General features: G+C 43.8%; 16 protein-coding genes. 14 read left to right on the forward strand and 2 right to left on the reverse strand.

Translation table 11 applies throughout. The features are described from left to right. The first annotated feature begins 358 nt into the window (after positions 1 to 358). The 8 genes from OYT88_RS10245 to OYT88_RS10280 are packed head-to-tail and all read left to right on the forward strand — an operon-like array spanning position 359 to position 6,635. A complete protein-coding gene (locus OYT88_RS10245) occupies positions 359 to 1,849 on the forward strand; it encodes a BglG family transcription antiterminator (RefSeq protein WP_274399810.1) in 1,491 nt (496 codons plus the stop codon). Beyond that, a complete protein-coding gene (locus tag OYT88_RS10250) occupies positions 1,839 to 2,300 on the forward strand; it encodes a PTS sugar transporter subunit IIA (RefSeq protein WP_274399811.1) in 462 nt (153 codons plus the stop codon). The genes OYT88_RS10245 and OYT88_RS10250 overlap by 11 nt, the downstream gene beginning before the upstream one ends. A 24-nt stretch (positions 2,301 to 2,324) precedes the next feature. Further along, complete coding sequence (locus tag OYT88_RS10255; protein ID WP_274399812.1) at positions 2,325 to 2,780, forward strand: PTS sugar transporter subunit IIA; 456 nt, start codon at positions 2,325 to 2,327, stop codon at positions 2,778 to 2,780. A gap of 31 nt (positions 2,781 to 2,811) precedes the next feature. Continuing rightward, positions 2,812 to 4,161, forward strand: a complete 1,350-nt coding sequence (locus tag OYT88_RS10260; protein WP_274399813.1) for a PTS galactitol transporter subunit IIC — start codon at positions 2,812 to 2,814, stop codon at positions 4,159 to 4,161. A 27-nt stretch (positions 4,162 to 4,188) separates the two neighbouring features. Beyond that, entirely contained in the window at positions 4,189 to 4,479 is a 291-nt protein-coding gene (locus tag OYT88_RS10265) for a PTS sugar transporter subunit IIB (protein ID WP_274399814.1), read from the forward strand. A 39-nt stretch (positions 4,480 to 4,518) separates the two neighbouring features. Continuing rightward, positions 4,519 to 5,358, forward strand: a complete 840-nt coding sequence (locus tag OYT88_RS10270) for a class II fructose-bisphosphate aldolase (protein WP_274399815.1) — start codon at positions 4,519 to 4,521, stop codon at positions 5,356 to 5,358. A gap of 43 nt (positions 5,359 to 5,401) precedes the next feature. After that, the gene (locus tag OYT88_RS10275; RefSeq protein ID WP_274399817.1) at positions 5,402 to 6,100 is read left to right on the forward strand and encodes a triose-phosphate isomerase; all 699 of its coding nucleotides are present in this window, start codon (positions 5,402 to 5,404) and stop codon (positions 6,098 to 6,100) included. A gap of 1 nt (position 6,101) precedes the next feature. Beyond that, positions 6,102 to 6,635 (forward strand): YjbQ family protein, encoded by a 534-nt coding sequence (locus OYT88_RS10280; protein ID WP_274399819.1) that lies wholly within the window; start codon positions 6,102 to 6,104, stop codon positions 6,633 to 6,635. A gap of 353 nt (positions 6,636 to 6,988) precedes the next feature. Here OYT88_RS10280 and OYT88_RS10285 read toward each other — a convergent pair whose 3' ends face one another. Both OYT88_RS10285 and OYT88_RS10290 read right to left on the reverse strand, forming a co-directional pair. After that, complete coding sequence (locus OYT88_RS10285) at positions 6,989 to 8,161, reverse strand: amidohydrolase (protein WP_274399820.1); 1,173 nt, start codon at positions 8,159 to 8,161, stop codon at positions 6,989 to 6,991. Positions 8,162 to 8,283: 122 nt separating this feature from the next. Then, a complete protein-coding gene (locus tag OYT88_RS10290; RefSeq protein ID WP_274399821.1) occupies positions 8,284 to 9,534 on the reverse strand; it encodes a M20/M25/M40 family metallo-hydrolase in 1,251 nt (416 codons plus the stop codon). Positions 9,535 to 10,030: 496 nt separating this feature from the next. On the opposite strand from OYT88_RS10290, the gene OYT88_RS10295 reads away from it, so the two are divergent. The 6 genes from OYT88_RS10295 to OYT88_RS10320 are packed head-to-tail and all read left to right on the forward strand — an operon-like array spanning position 10,031 to position 16,886. Then, the gene (locus tag OYT88_RS10295) at positions 10,031 to 11,245 is read left to right on the forward strand and encodes a M20 family metallopeptidase (RefSeq protein WP_274399823.1); all 1,215 of its coding nucleotides are present in this window, start codon (positions 10,031 to 10,033) and stop codon (positions 11,243 to 11,245) included. 27 nt (positions 11,246 to 11,272) lie between these two features. Further along, positions 11,273 to 12,295 (forward strand): ABC transporter ATP-binding protein, encoded by a 1,023-nt coding sequence (locus OYT88_RS10300; RefSeq protein WP_274399825.1) that lies wholly within the window; start codon positions 11,273 to 11,275, stop codon positions 12,293 to 12,295. After that, on the forward strand, positions 12,292 to 13,284 hold the full coding sequence (locus tag OYT88_RS10305; RefSeq protein ID WP_274399827.1) for an ABC transporter ATP-binding protein: 993 nt from the start codon (positions 12,292 to 12,294) through the stop codon (positions 13,282 to 13,284). Before OYT88_RS10300 ends, OYT88_RS10305 begins: the two co-directional genes overlap by 4 nt. Before the next feature lie 19 nt (positions 13,285 to 13,303). Continuing rightward, the gene (locus OYT88_RS10310; RefSeq protein ID WP_274399829.1) at positions 13,304 to 14,254 is read left to right on the forward strand and encodes an ABC transporter permease; all 951 of its coding nucleotides are present in this window, start codon (positions 13,304 to 13,306) and stop codon (positions 14,252 to 14,254) included. Between the two features lie 18 nt (positions 14,255 to 14,272). Continuing rightward, entirely contained in the window at positions 14,273 to 15,205 is a 933-nt protein-coding gene (opp4C, locus tag OYT88_RS10315; protein WP_274399831.1) for an oligopeptide ABC transporter permease, read from the forward strand. A gap of 37 nt (positions 15,206 to 15,242) precedes the next feature. After that, complete coding sequence (locus OYT88_RS10320) at positions 15,243 to 16,886, forward strand: ABC transporter substrate-binding protein (protein ID WP_274399833.1); 1,644 nt, start codon at positions 15,243 to 15,245, stop codon at positions 16,884 to 16,886. Positions 16,887 to 16,926: the final 40 nt, after the last annotated feature.

Consider the following 16,926-nt stretch of genomic DNA (forward strand, 5'->3'; position numbering starts at 1 on the left):
GCACGCCGGATTCTTCCAGTCATCGATCATTTGCGCCGCTTGAGAGATCTGTCCCGGTTTTTCGGATAGTGAGTCAGCCGTTTCCGAAAATGTGTTTTTGTGGAGGCCTAAAAGCGACAGTGAAGAGTAAATGGATGGGAGGACGATGAAAGACTATGAATAATGGTTTTCATTGATCGCCAGAATAGTTCCCTTCATCTGAGAGGGTGAGGATCTGTTTAATGCTTATTGGGATTGTTCGGATTTCACATAAGGGGGGGTGAGCAACAAGGTGTCCATTGCATGGGGACATAATGGACATAGAGTAATGGGTGCGCTTCCAAAACTCATTATACAATAAACATGCGAGGTGATAGACGTGCAATTAGGTAAAAGAGAACAAGCATTAACCGATATTCTTTTACAGAAAAATGATTACGTAATGGCTAGTGAAATTGCGAATCTTGCAGGCGTATCATCCAAAACCGTATATCGGACAATTAAAAGTATTAATGATTGTTCCAGCAGTGGTGAAATTATCGAGTCATCAAGGGGCCATGGCTTCAAAATTAATTACGATAATTACATGAAAGAGAGGAGTAATAAGAACAGCGATATTTTAGACTATACACCCATTGAACGAAGAAACAGTGTCATTTTGAATTTACTGTTTAGAGCACCCTTTCCGGTAAGGATTGGGACAGTTTATCAGAAGTTCTATGTTAGTGACTCTTCGATTGACAATGATCTGTCCGTTATTTCAAAGATATTAGAAGGCTATAATGTTGATTTATCACGTAAGGGTAAGTCTATTTCTATTACAGGCAGTGAAATTGATATTCGAAAAGCAATCAACGCAACCATTTTGAAAATGAATTTATTTGAAGCCGATAATTTGGGTGACTTTACATCCGACCTGCATAAATTAAATTCTTATGATAAAGAGTTTATTATTTCTCAACTTGAAAAAATAGAACGTGCTCTGGATTTAACCATTCCTTATCCATATAATATAAATATTTTTTCACACTTATATATATTAATCACCCGATTTCGTGAAGGAAAGGTATTGGAAAGCAATCCGGAAGCCTTTGGAAATGAGCAAAGAAAGTTAATAAGAACGAATAAACAATTATACGTTGTTGCCAAAAATGTCATTTCTAACATCAGCGGTTATTTAAATTCAAAGTTGCCGGCTGTCGAATCCATTTATTTATTGCAATATCTTGTTTCTACCCGGTTTGACCGAGACGGGATTCACAGTAGCGAAACACCGGATCGTGTTGACAAAGTCACAAGATATTATGTGAAGGCTATTAATGGACTGGAACATTTAAACATTAGTTATGATTCCGTTAAAAATGACTTGGCCAATCATATTAAGCCCATGTTGAACCGAATCGATAATCATATTTATATCAAGAATAATCTATTAAATGAGATTAAGCTTGAGTACGGAAATCTGTTCCGGGACATCGTCAGGATTTCAAGCCAGGCAGAAAAAGTTTTCAATATTGAAAAGATAAGCAAGGATGAAAGCGGATTCATTGTACTGTATTTTGCAAAATATATTGAACAGGGCAATACGCAGCAGAAAGTGTTGATTATGTGTACGAGCGGTGTAGGGACTTCAGAATTATTGAAGGTTAAGGTTAAAAAGTATTTTCGGGAACTGGATATCGTAGATGTTATATCGACGGCCAAATATAGAAAAAACATCGATAAATATAAAAATATTGATCTGATCCTCACCACTGTTGATGTACAGACACCTAAGGGCATACCTAAATTATTGGTAAGCGCCATGTTTACAAATAAGGATAAGGAACGTCTAAAAAATTTATTGCGGGACAACAGACATGAAAAATAATACTTGCGGAATATTGGATGCTGATTTAATAACGGTTCATTTGCGTGCGGCAAGTAAGCATGAAGCTTTAGCCGAACTGGCAGGAATGCTTGCTGATCATAACTATATCGAAAGCGAAGACAGATTCATTAGGAGTGTATTAAACAGGGAAAAAAATGGATCGACAGCGCTGGGTTTCGGACTGGTAATTCCTCATGGCGAATCAAATACTGTATCAAGGTCTGTTTTGGCCATCGGCATAAGTCAGCATGATATTGAATGGGCGACCCCGGATCAGATACCGGTGAGAATCATTGTTTTATTAGCAATTAACAGCAATAGAACAGACGATTTAAGAATTCATCATATACAACAAGTTGTATCGAGACTTGCAGATGAAGAATTGATCAATCTATTAAAAAAAGCCGGTACTAAATATGACGTCATCCAATTACTAACAGAAAATGAATAAATCTGAATTATCGGGGGTCAGATTATGTATTTTAATCAAGAAATTATTTTATTCCACCGGTCAGCCGCTGATTGTGCCAGTGCCTTGAAATTATTAGCTGGCGAATTCTTAAAAAAGAGACTTGTGACAAACCGGTTTCTTGAAGGAATTCTGGAGCGTGAGAAAAAGTATCCTACGGGTTTAAACGTTAACGGCCTGGGAATTGCTATTCCTCACACAGACAGCGACAAAGTCGTTATATCACAGTTAGGGTTTATGTCGCTGACGAAACCAGTGAAATTTAAAGAAATGGGAAGTGATACCGGAACGGTAGATGTTAGCATGATTTTCATGCTGGGTCTAAAAAATGCGAAAGACCAGCTTAACATGCTGCAAAGATTGATGGCACTTTTTCAGAATGAACAGTTGGTTGGTCAATTGCAAACATGCGACAGAATGGATAACTTCATCGAAATGATGAGACAAGCCGGTATTAAGTGATTTAAATAATAAATTGTTTGGAGGGAATTATATGGCCGCAATTCAATGGTTTGTCAGTTTGGGAGCCAGTGTTATGCTTCCTGTCCTGCTCTTTATCTTTGCGCTTATTTTAAGAATCAGACCTGGTAAGGCTTTTAAAGCCGGTCTAACTGTTGGAATCGGATTTGTCGGTTTGAATTTAGTAATCAACCTTTTAACCACAAATCTTGGCCCGGCAGCACAGGCAATGGTAAAAAACTATGGACTTAATCTTAACTCGATTGATGTCGGATGGCCCGCTGCATCGGCAATTGCTTATGGTACAGTTTTAGGAAGCATGGCTATTCCGGTCGGTATTATTGCAAATGTGATTTTATTATTTATAGGTTTGACGAGAACGCTGGATGTCGACGTCTGGAATTATTGGCATATTGCCTTCACCGGGTCGCTTGTTTACGCGGTTTCTCAGAATTTCTGGCTGGGTATTTATACAATGGTGATTCATGCTGCTCTGCTCTATCTGTTAGCTGATTTGAGTTCTCGGACCGTACAAAAATACTATCATCTGCCGAACATTACTTTTCCGCATGGATCTTCAGCACCGGGGTTTTTGTTAGCATTACCGCTCAATTGGCTGTTTGATCGCATTCCGGGGATTAATAAAATCAAACTTGATCCGGAAACGGTACAAAAACGGCTGGGTGTTTTTGGAGATTCAACTGTGATGGGTGTGATTATCGGCCTGATCATCGGGCTGTTGGCTAAATATTCGATCGGTGCAACACTGCAGCTGGCAGTCAATACCGGTGCAGTGATGATGTTAATGCCGAGAATGGTTTCTCTGTTAATGGAAGGTCTGACGCCGATCTCTGAAGGCGCCAATGATTTTGTCCAAAAGAGATTTCCCGGCCGCAATCTATTTATAGGCATGGATAGTGCTCTTGCTGTAGGTCAATCATCGGTACTTTCTTCATCGTTAATTCTGGTACCGTTGACATTGCTTATTGCCGTTATCTTGCCAGGGAATAAGGTGCTTCCCTTCGGGGATTTAGCAACCATTCCGTTTATGATTGCTTTGATGGCCGCCGTCTTCAGAGGCGATATTTTTAGAACGGTGATTGGCGGTGCCATTGACATTGCAGTCAGTTTGTATGTTGCTTCCTGGGCAGCGCCTTTGATTACAAAAGCGGCTATCGCGGCAAAGTTCAATCTGCATGGCAGCCATTCTATCAGCGTATTGAGTGATGGCGGTGTCTGGACAACATGGTTTATCGTCGGATTGGGAAAAGTTATCAGCTGGGCTGGTATTTCAATAATAGGAGTAATCGTCTTTGCGGGATTAATCTACTTTAACAAGATTCGGAAATCCCCGGACAGCCCGGAAGATCCGTCGGAATCCTAATATAACAATAAAAAGGAGTCGTGGAATATGAAAAAGCTGATGATCGTTTGCGGAACGGGTGTGGCTACAAGCACTGTTGTAACCGGTAAAGTGAAAGCATTTTTGAAAGCTAAGGGTTTAGATAAACAGGTCACTCTGTATCAAAGTAAGATTGCAGATGAGGTAAATCATCTGGACGATTATGACATTGTCATCAGCACAACAATTGTCCCCGACCATGTAAAGGACAAAGTGATTAATGGTGTTCCTTTATTAACAGGTGTCGGCGCTGATAAAGTTTTCGAAAAAATCAAGGATGAGATTGAAAAAAGTCATTAATGAATGGAAAATGAAATTTCTTATAGGGGGTAACAGCTTATGCTTGTTACATCAACTGAATTATTAAAAACGGCGAAAGAAAAACATTTTGCGTTTCCACATTTTAATTTCTGGAGCCGGGCTTCAATAAAAGCATATTTGGAAGTTGCTCAGAATTTGAATTTGCCTGTCATTCTTGCCTGTGCTGAATCGCATCGTTCTTATATGACTACCGAAGAGGCTGCGGAATTTGGAAAGTATTACGCAAATAAAGTTGATATTCCTGTTGTACTGCACTTGGACCACGGAATGACTCCGTCTATTATTAAATACGCTGTTGACAATGGTTTTACATCGGTCATGATTGACGCTTCTCAGGAAACTTTCGCTGAAAATGTTAGAAGAACCCGCGAAATCGTTGATTTTGCTCATAGCAGGGGCGTTGTTGTAGAAGCTGAAATCGGACATGTCGGTACGGGTTCCAAATATCAAGCCGGCGATAGCGATACAAGATATACACAAGTTGATGCCGCCGTTGACTTTGTGAATCAGACAGCCGTTGATTCTCTTGCAGTATCGATCGGAACTGCCCATGGTACCTACAAGGGCGTTCCCCATATTAACTTTGACAGATTGAAAGAATTATCTGCGAATGTTCCTGTTCCCTTGGTTCTGCATGGGGGTTCTTCAACAGGCGACGAAAATCTTTCCAGGGTTACGGAAAACGGTATTTGCAAGATTAATATCTTCACAGACATTACGATCGCTGCTCTGAAAAAAGTGCGGGAAAATAATCCCGGAACGTATTTGGAGCTTGAAGAACACGCGTACGAGGGTATGAAAGAAATGGCGGCGCACTACTATCATGTTTTCCATACGGAGCGCTATAAAAGCAAGTAAAAATATTAGATAAAGTTTCTTGACGAAGGAGGCTGTTCAATTAATGACAGAAGTAAAAATCAGGAAACCTTTCTTCATTGTGAATCCGAAGGCATACATTTATGGAGAAGAAGTTCTAAATCTGGCATTAGTTACTGATGAGTTGGCAAAAGAAAATGATATTGACTGTTTATTTACCGCTCAGCTCGTTGATATTCCGGCAATTGTCGAAAGGACGTCGCATCTGATTGTAACTGCACAGCACATGGATCCTTTAGTTCCGGGGCGGGGAATGGGACACGTTTTACCGGAAGCGCTCAAAGCATCGGGAGTTAAAGCCGTTGTGCTGAATCATGCAGAGGATCCGCTGACACTTTCTAATCTTGATAAAACCATAAAGAGAGCCCGCGAGGTCGGATTGCTGACTATTGTTTGTGCGGATACTGTGGAACAGTGTAAGGCGGTGGCTCAATTAGGACCGGACATGATGATTTGTGAGCCGACCAGCTTAATAGGAACAGGGAATACAAGCGATGATGAATATATTAAGCAAACGAATCACGCTATTCGGTCAGTGAGTCCTGACATTCTGATTATGCAGGCAGCAGGTGTCAGCACCGGAGACGATGTTTACCGGGTTCTGAGGGGCGGAGCCGACGGTACCGGCGGAACAAGCGGTATTATCAAAGCTCCGGATAGAAAAGCCAAACTGGTCGAAATGATGGGTGCATTGAAAAAAGTGCAAGATGAGGAGAAGAGATAATATGTTGATTCATAATGATAAATTAGTTCTTGCGTCAAACGGTAACCGCCCATCTTACCATGAAATTACCGATGAAGTTAGGAGAATTGTGAAAGAAAGCAATGTAAAAAACGGCATTGTCGTTGTCTCGACACCGCATACGACCTGCTCAGTATTCTTTGAAGAATATTCACATGACCGTAATTATAATGGAGATGAATATTTACAGGTGGATCTGGACAACGTCCTTGAAAAAGTTGTACCAATCACGACGTCGGACAGACAATATTACCATCCGGGGCCCGAACATACAAAGTTTGCCGAGGAAGTATCGAAGACAGATACGGCAACGGAAGGCACAGTCATGGTACCTGATCGTCACTCCTTATTAAATACAGATGCCCATATCAGAGGCTCATTGTTAGGCTCCAGTGAAACGTTTATTATTCAGGATGGTGTGATTCAAATTGGCAAAGTGGGATATATCTATTTTGTAGATTGGGATCATACGCGCAGCAGAAATCGCCAATGTTTAGTAGAAGTGCTTGGAGAATAAAAGTAAATATGAGGCTTTAAAAGCGGGGAGAAGATCTGAAAAGCGATCATCCCGCTTTTTTTGTACTTTGAACGGTTCCTAAATCTTAGTATGCTGACATAGCCCGTAGGAATGGGAGCATTTCAGGCCCGCCGGGTTGGGCGCCGATACGGAGCTTCAGAATGCGTTTCAATCGGAAATGTTTCGGCCGGAGGCTATCTTACAGCAAGTGATAGGTAACATGACGGCGAAATCCAAGGGTGTTGACTGTGCCGGGCGTTTTGGAAGGGCAGATGTACCGGTTTGACATAAATCCGGCATCTCCTTATCGATTATTCAGAAAGCCTGAGAAAGCAACCACTCTCTCGGTTTTCTTATGACATCTCCATTTTAGGACCACTCATTTTTTTAAGAAAATCGACTGCTAGATTGGAGAAGAATTTCGCACTGGGGAGAATGGCTCTTTCATCGATAATCAGATCAGGGTGGTGCAGATCCGAAGTTCCAGAAACACCCATGAAAAAGAATGCGCCGGGAATTTCTTTCAAATATTCCGCAAAATCCTCGCCTGCGGAAGAAGGAACAGGAGAAATGACTTTAAGGCCTGATTTCCCGGCGGTTTCCACCGCCCACTCCGCATATTTTTCATCATTGATCAATGCGGGGCCCAACTTCGTATAATGCAGCGTTCCCTTAGCACCGAGCGCCTGCGCGACGCCTTCTACCACCCTCTGCATTTTGGCGGGGATACCGTCCCGTACGTGTTCCTGAAATGTGCGGACGGTTCCTTCCATCTGAGCTGTCTGAGGAAGTACATTCCACGTATTGCCGGCTTCCAGCCGCGTTATGCTGATAACAGCGTTGTCTAAAGGGGATGTATTTCTGCTTACAACGGTCTGAAGCGCAGTAATGATATGAGAAGCAATGACAATCGAATCGATACCCTTTTCCGGTGCGGCAGCGTGAGTTCCGGTTCCTTCGACGTCAATAACGAATCTGTCGACACCGGCCATCAGCGGACCGGATTTGATCCCAATCGTCCCTGTCGGAATATACGGCATATTGTGCATCCCGAATATCGCTTCAACGTCATCAAGAACGCCGGTTTTCAGGACCTTGACCGCGCCTCCGCCATTCTCCTCGGCCGGCTGGAAAATAATTTTTACGGTTCCTTCCATCTCCTCTTCCTTTTTTTTCAATAGGAGAGCGGCACCGAGAATGGAAACTGTATGGAAGTCATGGCCGCAGGCGTGCATCTTTCCAGAGATTTGAGACGCAAAGGGAAGACCGGTATTTTCCTGAATCGGGAGCGCATCAATATCGGCTCTAAGAGCGATGGTCGGTCCTGATTTCTTGCCCCTGATAACGGCTAGGACACCGGTCTTCATCGGAAGATCAACCCTCTCTATATCTGCTTCAGTGAGCCAGCCTTCAAGGGCTTTCGTGGTTTCATATTCCTCGAATGACAGCTCGGGATGCTCATGAAGTTGATGGCGGTAATCGGTCAGCTGCTGCTCCAGTTGCGCTTCTTCGGCAGTTTTAATCATCATTAACATCTCCTTTGTCAAGTTTATATGAATGCTGCATGCAGGCGGGATCTGATTCTCCTTCATCCCCATTTCATGGCATCATCAGGGATGATTCATGAAAAAATTCGGCCAATCGGTATTTAAAGGATTAATGAATCTGTGTACCCGTTCATGCCGGAGAGCAGCAGCAGCGTGATTAGGACGGCCTGAGCACCGAGAAAGCTTTTTTCAGGATTGAAAAATTCTTCAAGCGTATGTTCCTTGCCGCTGATTCCGCCGCCGCTCATTGTGATTGCCGGGATACCAAGGCTTATCGGAATATTTGCATCGGTACTTGAAGCTCGTAATCTTGGTGAAAAACCAAGAAAACTTACCGCCGCGGCGGCTGCCTGGACAATCGGCCGATCAGGGGTCTGGAAACCAGCGGGCCGTTCTCCGACTTTTTCAAAAGAAACGGTAATCGTTCCTTTCGCATTCCATCGTTTGTTTTCCTCTTCGGCCGCTTTTCGCACGAGATCTAATATCTGCTTTTCCAGTGTAATCAGCGCGTCCGTTGAAACTGAGCGCATATCCAGCGACATGCACGCATCCTCAGCGATCGAATTGATTGACGTTCCTCCGTTAACTGTTCCTACCGTAAATGTAGTTGCAGGATTGTCCGGAATATGAATATCGCTTATGTGAGATACCGCGCGGCCCAATGCATGAACAGCACTCGGGGTACCGAAAGCAAAAAAGCTGTGCCCGCCGGGTCCCCTGAATCGGATGCGGTAACGGTGGCTGCCGACGGCTGTACAGACGAGCCCGGCCGGATCACCCGGTTCGACGGAGATGAAACCGCCGATATCGCTGCGTTCATGGAAAAGGGCTCTGATCCCGCGTAAATCGCCAAGCCCTTCTTCGCCGACATCTGCGACGAATAGAACACTGTGCAGGGGTTTTATTCCGGTTTCCCGGATAGATCTCAGAATCGAGAGAAGCACGCCCAGGCCCCGGCCATCATCCGAAATACCGGGAGCGTAAATGATGCCGTCCTGAATCTTTGCCTGGGTGTCCGTTCCTTCAGGGAAAACAGTATCCAGATGGGCGGCGATAACAATCTTTGGGTCTGATTGAATCCCCTCAAGCAGGCCTATAACATTTCCTTCACCGTCAATGCCGGCTTCCAACAAACCGAGCTCCCGGAAACGTTCGGCGATCCACAGAGCCCGTTTGTCTTCTTTGAAAGGCGGAGCGGGAATTTCAGTCAATGTTATCTGTTCGGCTGCCGTGTTTCCGTTATCTGCTTTAAGAAAGGCTATGGCCTCTCTAACTTCGGTCAGGGCTGTCAATTTTGCGATTAACTGGTTGGTTTCATCCGAAATCACAATTTCATGGTTCGATTGAGACATGCTATGGGCTCCTTAATTTAATTTGTTAATATAATCGGGGCGAGGCATAAATGTATGATCGGCAAACCTTTTTCTTTTGCAGATCAAATTCATTTCGATCAGTACGATTCAACAATCCAGTCTAAGAATGTACTGGAATCTTTTATTAAACAATACTGAATAATATAAAATATAGTATTGTTTAATTAATAAAAACATTATTATGATAATACATTATATATTGAATTTTATAATAAAACTAGTAATTGAGCCTCTATTGTTAAAATAATAATAAGTTCCGTAAAGATAAGTCAATGTTTTTAACACTATATGTTATAATTAATAACAAATATATGTAATATAAAAGAAAAATTAAAAGATTAGCTATTTATTTTTGTCAGATATTATTTTATAATAGCTTTATTAGTCCTATATTCTGAAAATATAGTATTATCATTCGACTAAAAATAATCCAATATCTTTCGCCATTAATAAATTGATTCCGGAGGGAACAAAGATGAACAAAGTATGGGAAGAAAATTTGAAAAATTCGTACGACAGTATGGTGAAATGGCGCAGATACCTGCATCAGCATCCGGAACTATCCTTTCATGAAAAAGAGACTTCTGCCTTCATTTACGAAAAACTGAACAGTTTCGGCATTGATGATATAAAAACAAATGTCGGCGGATATGGGATTGTCGCGAGAATTCACGGTTCAAAACCTGGCATCACCGTGGCGCTTAGAGCGGATTTTGATGCACTTCCTATCCAGGAAGAAACAGACGTTCCCTACAAGTCGAAAGTTGATGGTGTCATGCATGCCTGCGGCCACGACGGCCATACAGCGACACTCCTGGGAGTGGCAAAGGTTCTTCAGGCTCATCGCAGCGAATTGTCAGGAGATATTGTTCTGATTCATCAGCCGGCTGAGGAGTTTCCGCCTGGCGGAGCGCGGGCTATGATCAGAGACGGCTGTCTTGACGGAGTCGACGTTATCTTCGGTACTCACTTATGGAGTACGGTTCCGTTTGGGACGATCGGCTATCGTAAGGGCTATTTTATGGCATCAGCCGATTACTTCAAAATCAAAATACAGGGACGGGGCGGACATGGATCTGCACCGCAGCTGTGCGTGGATTCCGTTGCCGTTGCCTCCCAGATTGTCAATCAGCTGCAGATGGTCGTCAGCCGGGAAGTTGATCCAGTCAAATCGGCGGTTCTGACCATTGGCAAGTTCAACTCCGGCGTTGCAGCCAATGTCATTGCCGATACTGCTTTTCTTGAAGGGACGGTCAGAACATTCGATGAAGACATCCGCAGCAAAATCAAAAGCGAGATGGCCGGCATCATTGAAAATGTCTGCGGAGCGTTCCACGCGGAGGGTACGCTTGACTACTTGGATGGTTATTCGGCGGTCTACAATCACGGAAAAGAGTCCGACGTCTTTCAGAAAGTTATGGATAAAACTTTTGGCAAAGACACAGCGGTTGAAATTGCGCCGCAGATGGGCGGGGAGGATTTTTCCGGCTTTCTTTTGGAGAGGCCGGGGATTTTCTGGTTTACCGGTGCCGGCAATCCTGAAATCGGCGCAAGTTATCCTCACCATCATCCCAAGTTCAATTTTGATGAACGCGTGATGATTGTAGCGGGCAAAGCATTTCTGGCAATGGTTGATAAATATCTCTGCACTTCAGAAACGCCGGTTCTCAGCGAACTTGTAAAAAGCTGATAAATGATCTAGGGAGGTTAAGAGACTTTGGGCAAACTCTTACAGGTTGACAAAATTAAAACGGAATTTAAGACGGAGAAGGGTCTGGTTACATCCGTTGACGAAGTCAGTTTTGATCTGAAAGAAGGAGAGACCATTTGTCTGGTTGGCGAGTCCGGCTGCGGTAAATCAGTTACTTCCCTGTCAATCATGCATCTTCTGGATAAGAATGGATTTGTGACTCATGGTTCGATTCTTTTTAATGGAAAAGAACTTGTCAATGTGTCCGAGGCTGAAATGCGCAAAGTGCGGGGCAATGAGATCTCGATGATCTTTCAGGAACCGATGACTTCATTGAACCCGGTTTTAACGATCGGCGATCAGTTAACTGAGGGTATAAGGCTGCATATGGGTTATTCAAAAAAAAGGGCAAAGGGTTATGCCGTTGAGATGCTGAATAAGGTAGGGATCCCGAGAGCCGAAAGCATCATTGACGATTATCCGCACCGTTTGTCGGGAGGAATGAGGCAGCGCGTTATGATTGCCATGGCACTCAGCTGCAAGCCGAAATTGCTGATTGCAGATGAGCCGACAACTGCATTGGATGTAACCATTCAGGCACAGATTCTCAAGCTGATGAAGGAACTTCGTTCAGAATCCAGGACGGCTATTATTCTGATTACCCATGACTTAGGCGTAGTAGCGGAAATGGCTGACAAGGTTGCGGTCATGTATGCGGGCCAGGTTGTCGAAGAAACAGATGTTTTTACATTGTTTGATAATCCGAAGCATCCTTATACACTGGGCCTGATGAAATCCATTCCCCATATTACAAATCCTGATGATATGCGGCTGGAGTCAATCCCCGGATCTGTGCCGAGTGTCTATAATATGCCCAAGGGCTGCCGCTTCTATGACCGTTGTCCGTTTGCCATGAAAAGATGTCTGGAAGAGAAGCCGGAATTAAGGCCGATTGAAGATAAAAAGTCACACAGCATCAGATGCTTTCTTTACGAAAAAGAGGAGAAGGAATTTGAAAAAAAGCAGGATGAAAAGGAAGTGGTTTCTTGAATAAGCCGTTGACTGAGCAGGAGAAGCCGCTGTTGGAGGTTAAAAATCTAAAAAAATATTATCCGGTCAAAAGGGGCATTATTTCGAGAACCGTTGGCTATGTCAAAGCGGTGGATGGTGTAAGTTTCTCTATATATCCGGGAGAGACAGTAGGGCTGGTCGGAGAATCCGGCTGCGGCAAGTCGACAACGGGGCGTTCGCTTGTTCGCCTGGAAAATCCGACTGCGGGGCAGGTTATCTTTGAGGGTAAAGATCTGGCGAGTATTTCGAAGAAAGAAATGCGCGAGTTGCGGACGGATCTGCAGATCATTTTTCAGGATCCATACTCTTCCCTGAATCCAAGAAAAAGAATCGGTGATTTACTGGCTGAACCGCTTCTCGCTCATAAACTGGCAGGCAAAGCAGAGGCCAGTGAAAAAGTGAATCATATCCTAAAGACGGTTGGATTATCGAAACACTATAAAAATCGCTATCCTCATGAATTTTCAGGCGGTCAGCGGCAGAGGATCGGCATCGCCCGGGCACTCATGCTCCATCCGAAACTGATCATTTGTGATGAACCGGTATCGGCGCTGGATGTCTCCATTCAGGCGCAGGTGTTGAACCTATTGAAAGATCTTCAAAAAGAATTTAATCTGACTTACGTTTTCATCGCCCACGGTCTTGGTGCTGTTAAATACATCAGTGACCGGATCACCGTCATGTATCTAGGAAAAATAATGGAAATGGCGAAAACAAAAGAAATTTTTGAACATCCTATGCATCCCTATACAGAGATATTGCTGAATGCTTATCCTGTTCCGAATCCTCATATGCGTGATCGTAAACAGATTGTCGTGGAAGGCGATGTGCCGAGCCCGGCGAATCCCCCGAAAGGATGTGTTTTCCATACGAGATGTCCTTTTGCTAAGGATATATGCCATGAGAAAGTACCTGGACTGAATGGAACGGATCATCTGGTGGCGTGCCATTTTCCATTATCCATCTGACTGAAGGGAGTGACATGATTTGTTTCAATATATTGTGCGACGAATATTAATTGCCATTCCGGTTATTCTCGGCGTGACGATCCTGAATTTCTTTATTATCAATCTGGCACCCGGCAATCCTGTCGATATGTATGTCAATCCATCGGCAACTCCTCAGCAAATTGCGATGGAGAAGCATGCACTCGGTCTTGATCAGCCGATTATTATCCAGTATTTTCATTGGCTGGGACAGCTGATTCAGGGAAATCTCGGCTTTTCTTATTCAACGCGTGAACCCGTAACGTCACTCATTGCCTCACACATCGGACCAACCATGATGCTGATGGGAATCTCGTTAATTGTCGGCTATTTGATTGCCATACCTTTAGGAATCATTTCTGCGAGAAAACAAAATTCATGGGTCGATTACTTAACAACAGGTTTTTCTTTTTTCGGTGTTTCCGTCCCGCACTTCTTTTTAGGATTAGGCGTCATTTATTTATTTGCAACGAAAGTCCTTTTGTTTCCCACAGGAGGAATGAACACGCTTGGCGGGAATAGCAGTTTTTCAGACCTGTTTGTTCATCTTGTTCTGCCGGTTGCCGTCCTCGCTACAGGAATAGCGGGAAATATGATTCGTTATGTTCGCTCAAGCATGCTGGATGTTCTAGGTAAAGACTACCTGAGAACGGCAAAAGCCAAGGGGCTGCGTCAATTTATCATTACAAATAAACATGCTTTGCGGAATGCGCTGATACCGATTATTACAGTTATCGGAATCGATATTCCCATGCTCATTGGCGGTGCAATCGTTACAGAGCAGGTTTTTCAATGGCCGGGTCTTGGCCTGTTAACCATCCAGTCTATTTCTTCCCGAGATTATTCGACACTGATGGGAATCAATTTAATTGCAGCTATTGCGGTTCTTCTTGCGAACCTGCTCACCGATGTTTTTTACGCGGTGGCTGATCCGAGAATCAGATATGAATAAAGAAAGGAGGGAGATTCCATGGCGATGAGGCTGAATCCTAACAGGAATGTGCCGGAAACTGCCGACTTAACAAGCCGGGAAGCAGTTCTGGAAGAACTGGGGAGAGAAGAAAGTTATCTTCACATGGTTACCAGGCGCTTCTTAAGGCATAAAATGGCCTTTTGTGGATTGATTATTTTTGCAATATTTGTTCTTATTGCTTTTCTCGCACCTTTAATTGCTCCATATGATCCTAACAGAATTTTTAATGATTTTGATGCCTCCCCGTCCTCAGCCCACTTGCTTGGGACCGATCAGGTTGGCAGGGATGTGTTGAGCCGCCTGATTTTCGGGTCGCAGGTTTCGTTAACCGTTGGCATTGGGGCCGTCGCAATCTATGTTGCAATCGGAATCGTTCTCGGACTGCTGGCCGGTTATTTCGGCAAGTGGGTAGATATGGCAATTATGAGAGTGACAGATGTGTTCATGTCATTCCCCTATTTTATGGTCATTCTTGTGCTTGTCAGCATTGTGGGACCCAGTCTTTCAAACATTACCATTGTGATTGGTTTATTGGGGTGGCCGGCCATTGCCCGCCTGGTCAGGGGCAGTGTGCTTTCTATAAAAGAAATGGACTATGTAAAGGCGGGTGTTGCACTTGGCTATTCGACGCCGAAAATAATTTTTCAACATATTTTACCCAATGCTCTGGCACCGATTTTGGTGAACGCAACCTTTGGTGTCGCATCGGCAATTATTATGGAAGCTTCACTGAGCTTTTTAGGAATGGGGGTTCGGCCGCCAGCCGCCAGCTGGGGCAACATGCTGACTGAAGCGGAATCAATAACCGTTTTGTCATCGCAGTTCTGGCTGTGGTTTCCGCCGGGTTTAATGATTCTTTTAGCAGTCCTCTCCATCAACTTTGTTGGCGACGGACTTCGCGATGCCGTTGAATCGCAGCAAGCGAAATAAAGCAGCACATAAAAAAAAGAGGATGTGAACAGATAAAGTGAAACATACAAGATCCGTTCCAAAGGGAAAACATATTCTAAAATACTTGCTGACTTCATTTCTAGCTTTGTCAATTGCCCTACTCACGGCCTGCGGCTCATCATCCTCCAACAGCGGATCTGCCAGTGACACAATCACGATGGGGATGGTTAATCCGCCGGCAACATTTGATCCGATTAACGCAGCCGATATCGCGGGACAGTTTGCGGGGCGTTTAATGTTTGATACATTTTTGGATCAGACAGCCCCATTGAAATTTGTACCGAAGCTGGCAGATTCGATTACAACTGCTGACAATCAGAATTATACAATTAAATTGAATCCGAAAGCGAAATGGACCGATGGCAAACCGGTTACTGCCGATGATGTGATTTTCACTTTCAATTTGATTGCCAATCCCAAAACAGAAACAGCTGTGGGGTCCAATATTTCGGTACTTGAGGGGCTGACATCAACCGGCAAATTTTCTGCAGGAATAACTTCAATTCCCGATCTGACAAAGGTTGATGCGCACACGGTAACTTTCAAGACGAAAAAACCCATTGATCCAAACTACGTAAAAGAATTAATCGGTACGAAGATTGTTACTTTGCCCCAGCATATTTTGAAGAATATTGCACCGCAGGATCTGGCCAACAGCAAGTACATGCAGAGTCCGAATGTAACGGACGGGCCATATAAGTTTGTCACATACAGTAAGAATGCATACATTCAATATCAGGCGAACAACTCCTACTATCTCGGCAAACCGAAAACACCTAAATTTTTTCTAAAGATCATGCAGGCACCTAACCTTGCCAGCGAGCTGCAGGCGGGAACGATCCAAATGAATGCAGCCGGCGGTATCGGGATTATCCCTGTTCAGGACTATAAAACAGTAAAAGGTTTAAAAAATGTTAAAACGATTACGGCACCGCAGATCGGCTATCAAACAATGATGTTCAACACAAAAACAATTACCAATCCCCAGGTTCGCCTCGCTTTCGCCCATGCGATCAATCGTCAGCAGATTGTCAGCAAACTCCTGCAAGGAAACGGCCAGATCGTTGACGGTCCGTATACATCGGTCAGCCCTTATCTGGATAAGGACCTGCCGCTGATCAAATATGATCCGGCGCTGGCGAAACAAATGCTCAAAGATGCCGGATGGGATTTCAATAAGACAGTAAATCTGGTTGTTCCGATCGGTAATCAGGTTCGTCAGCAATCGGGCGATATTATCGCACAGAATCTGAAAGCCGTTGGAGTTAAAGTTAGCGAAACGACTTATGATTTCCCTACTGTCATGCAGAAAGGCAAAGCAGGACAATTTGATTTGCTGCTGATCGGTTTTGGAGGCTATGTCGATCCTGATCAGTCAGCCTATTATGGACCCAATGGCGTCTATAACTTTATGAAGTATGATAATCCGCAATCCACGAGTCTTCTTCAGGCAGGATTGAACGAATCGAACCCGGCGAAACGGAAAGTGATCTATAATCAGCTGCAGCAGATATGGGATAAAGATATGCCGATTCTAACCCTTTATTCAGACAATCAGATGATTGTAATTAACAATAATATTGCTGCCGGCGGTGCTTCAACATTCTGGCCCGGAACAGTCTATAACTTTCAGAACTGGACATATAAGAGCAGCAAGTAATCCTTCTACGATGGTGAACTGAAAGACCTGAACAGTTGAT

The sequence above is a fragment of the Sporolactobacillus sp. CQH2019 genome (assembly GCF_028765345.1).
GTDB lineage: Bacteria > Bacillota > Bacilli > Bacillales > Sporolactobacillaceae > Sporolactobacillus.

Bases quoted from the DNA above. Each gene is read 5' to 3' on its own strand.
- OYT88_RS10275 (WP_274399817.1), top strand. From the start codon at position 5,402: ATGACAGAAGTAAAAATCAGGAAACCTTTCTTCATTGTGAATCCGAAG.
- opp4C (WP_274399831.1), top strand. From the start codon at position 14,273: ATGGCGATGAGGCTGAATCCTAACAGGAATGTGCCGGAAACTGCCGAC.
- OYT88_RS10250 (WP_274399811.1), top strand. From the start codon at position 1,839: ATGAAAAATAATACTTGCGGAATATTGGATGCTGATTTAATAACGGTT.
- OYT88_RS10260 (WP_274399813.1), top strand. From the start codon at position 2,812: ATGGCCGCAATTCAATGGTTTGTCAGTTTGGGAGCCAGTGTTATGCTT.
- OYT88_RS10285 (WP_274399820.1), bottom strand. From the start codon at position 8,161: ATGATTAAAACTGCCGAAGAAGCGCAACTGGAGCAGCAGCTGACCGAT.
- OYT88_RS10270 (WP_274399815.1), top strand. From the start codon at position 4,519: ATGCTTGTTACATCAACTGAATTATTAAAAACGGCGAAAGAAAAACAT.
- OYT88_RS10295 (WP_274399823.1), top strand. From the start codon at position 10,031: ATGAACAAAGTATGGGAAGAAAATTTGAAAAATTCGTACGACAGTATG.
- OYT88_RS10255 (WP_274399812.1), top strand. From the start codon at position 2,325: ATGTATTTTAATCAAGAAATTATTTTATTCCACCGGTCAGCCGCTGAT.
- OYT88_RS10280 (WP_274399819.1), top strand. From the start codon at position 6,102: ATGTTGATTCATAATGATAAATTAGTTCTTGCGTCAAACGGTAACCGC.
- OYT88_RS10265 (WP_274399814.1), top strand. From the start codon at position 4,189: ATGAAAAAGCTGATGATCGTTTGCGGAACGGGTGTGGCTACAAGCACT.
- OYT88_RS10290 (WP_274399821.1), bottom strand. From the start codon at position 9,534: ATGTCTCAATCGAACCATGAAATTGTGATTTCGGATGAAACCAACCAG.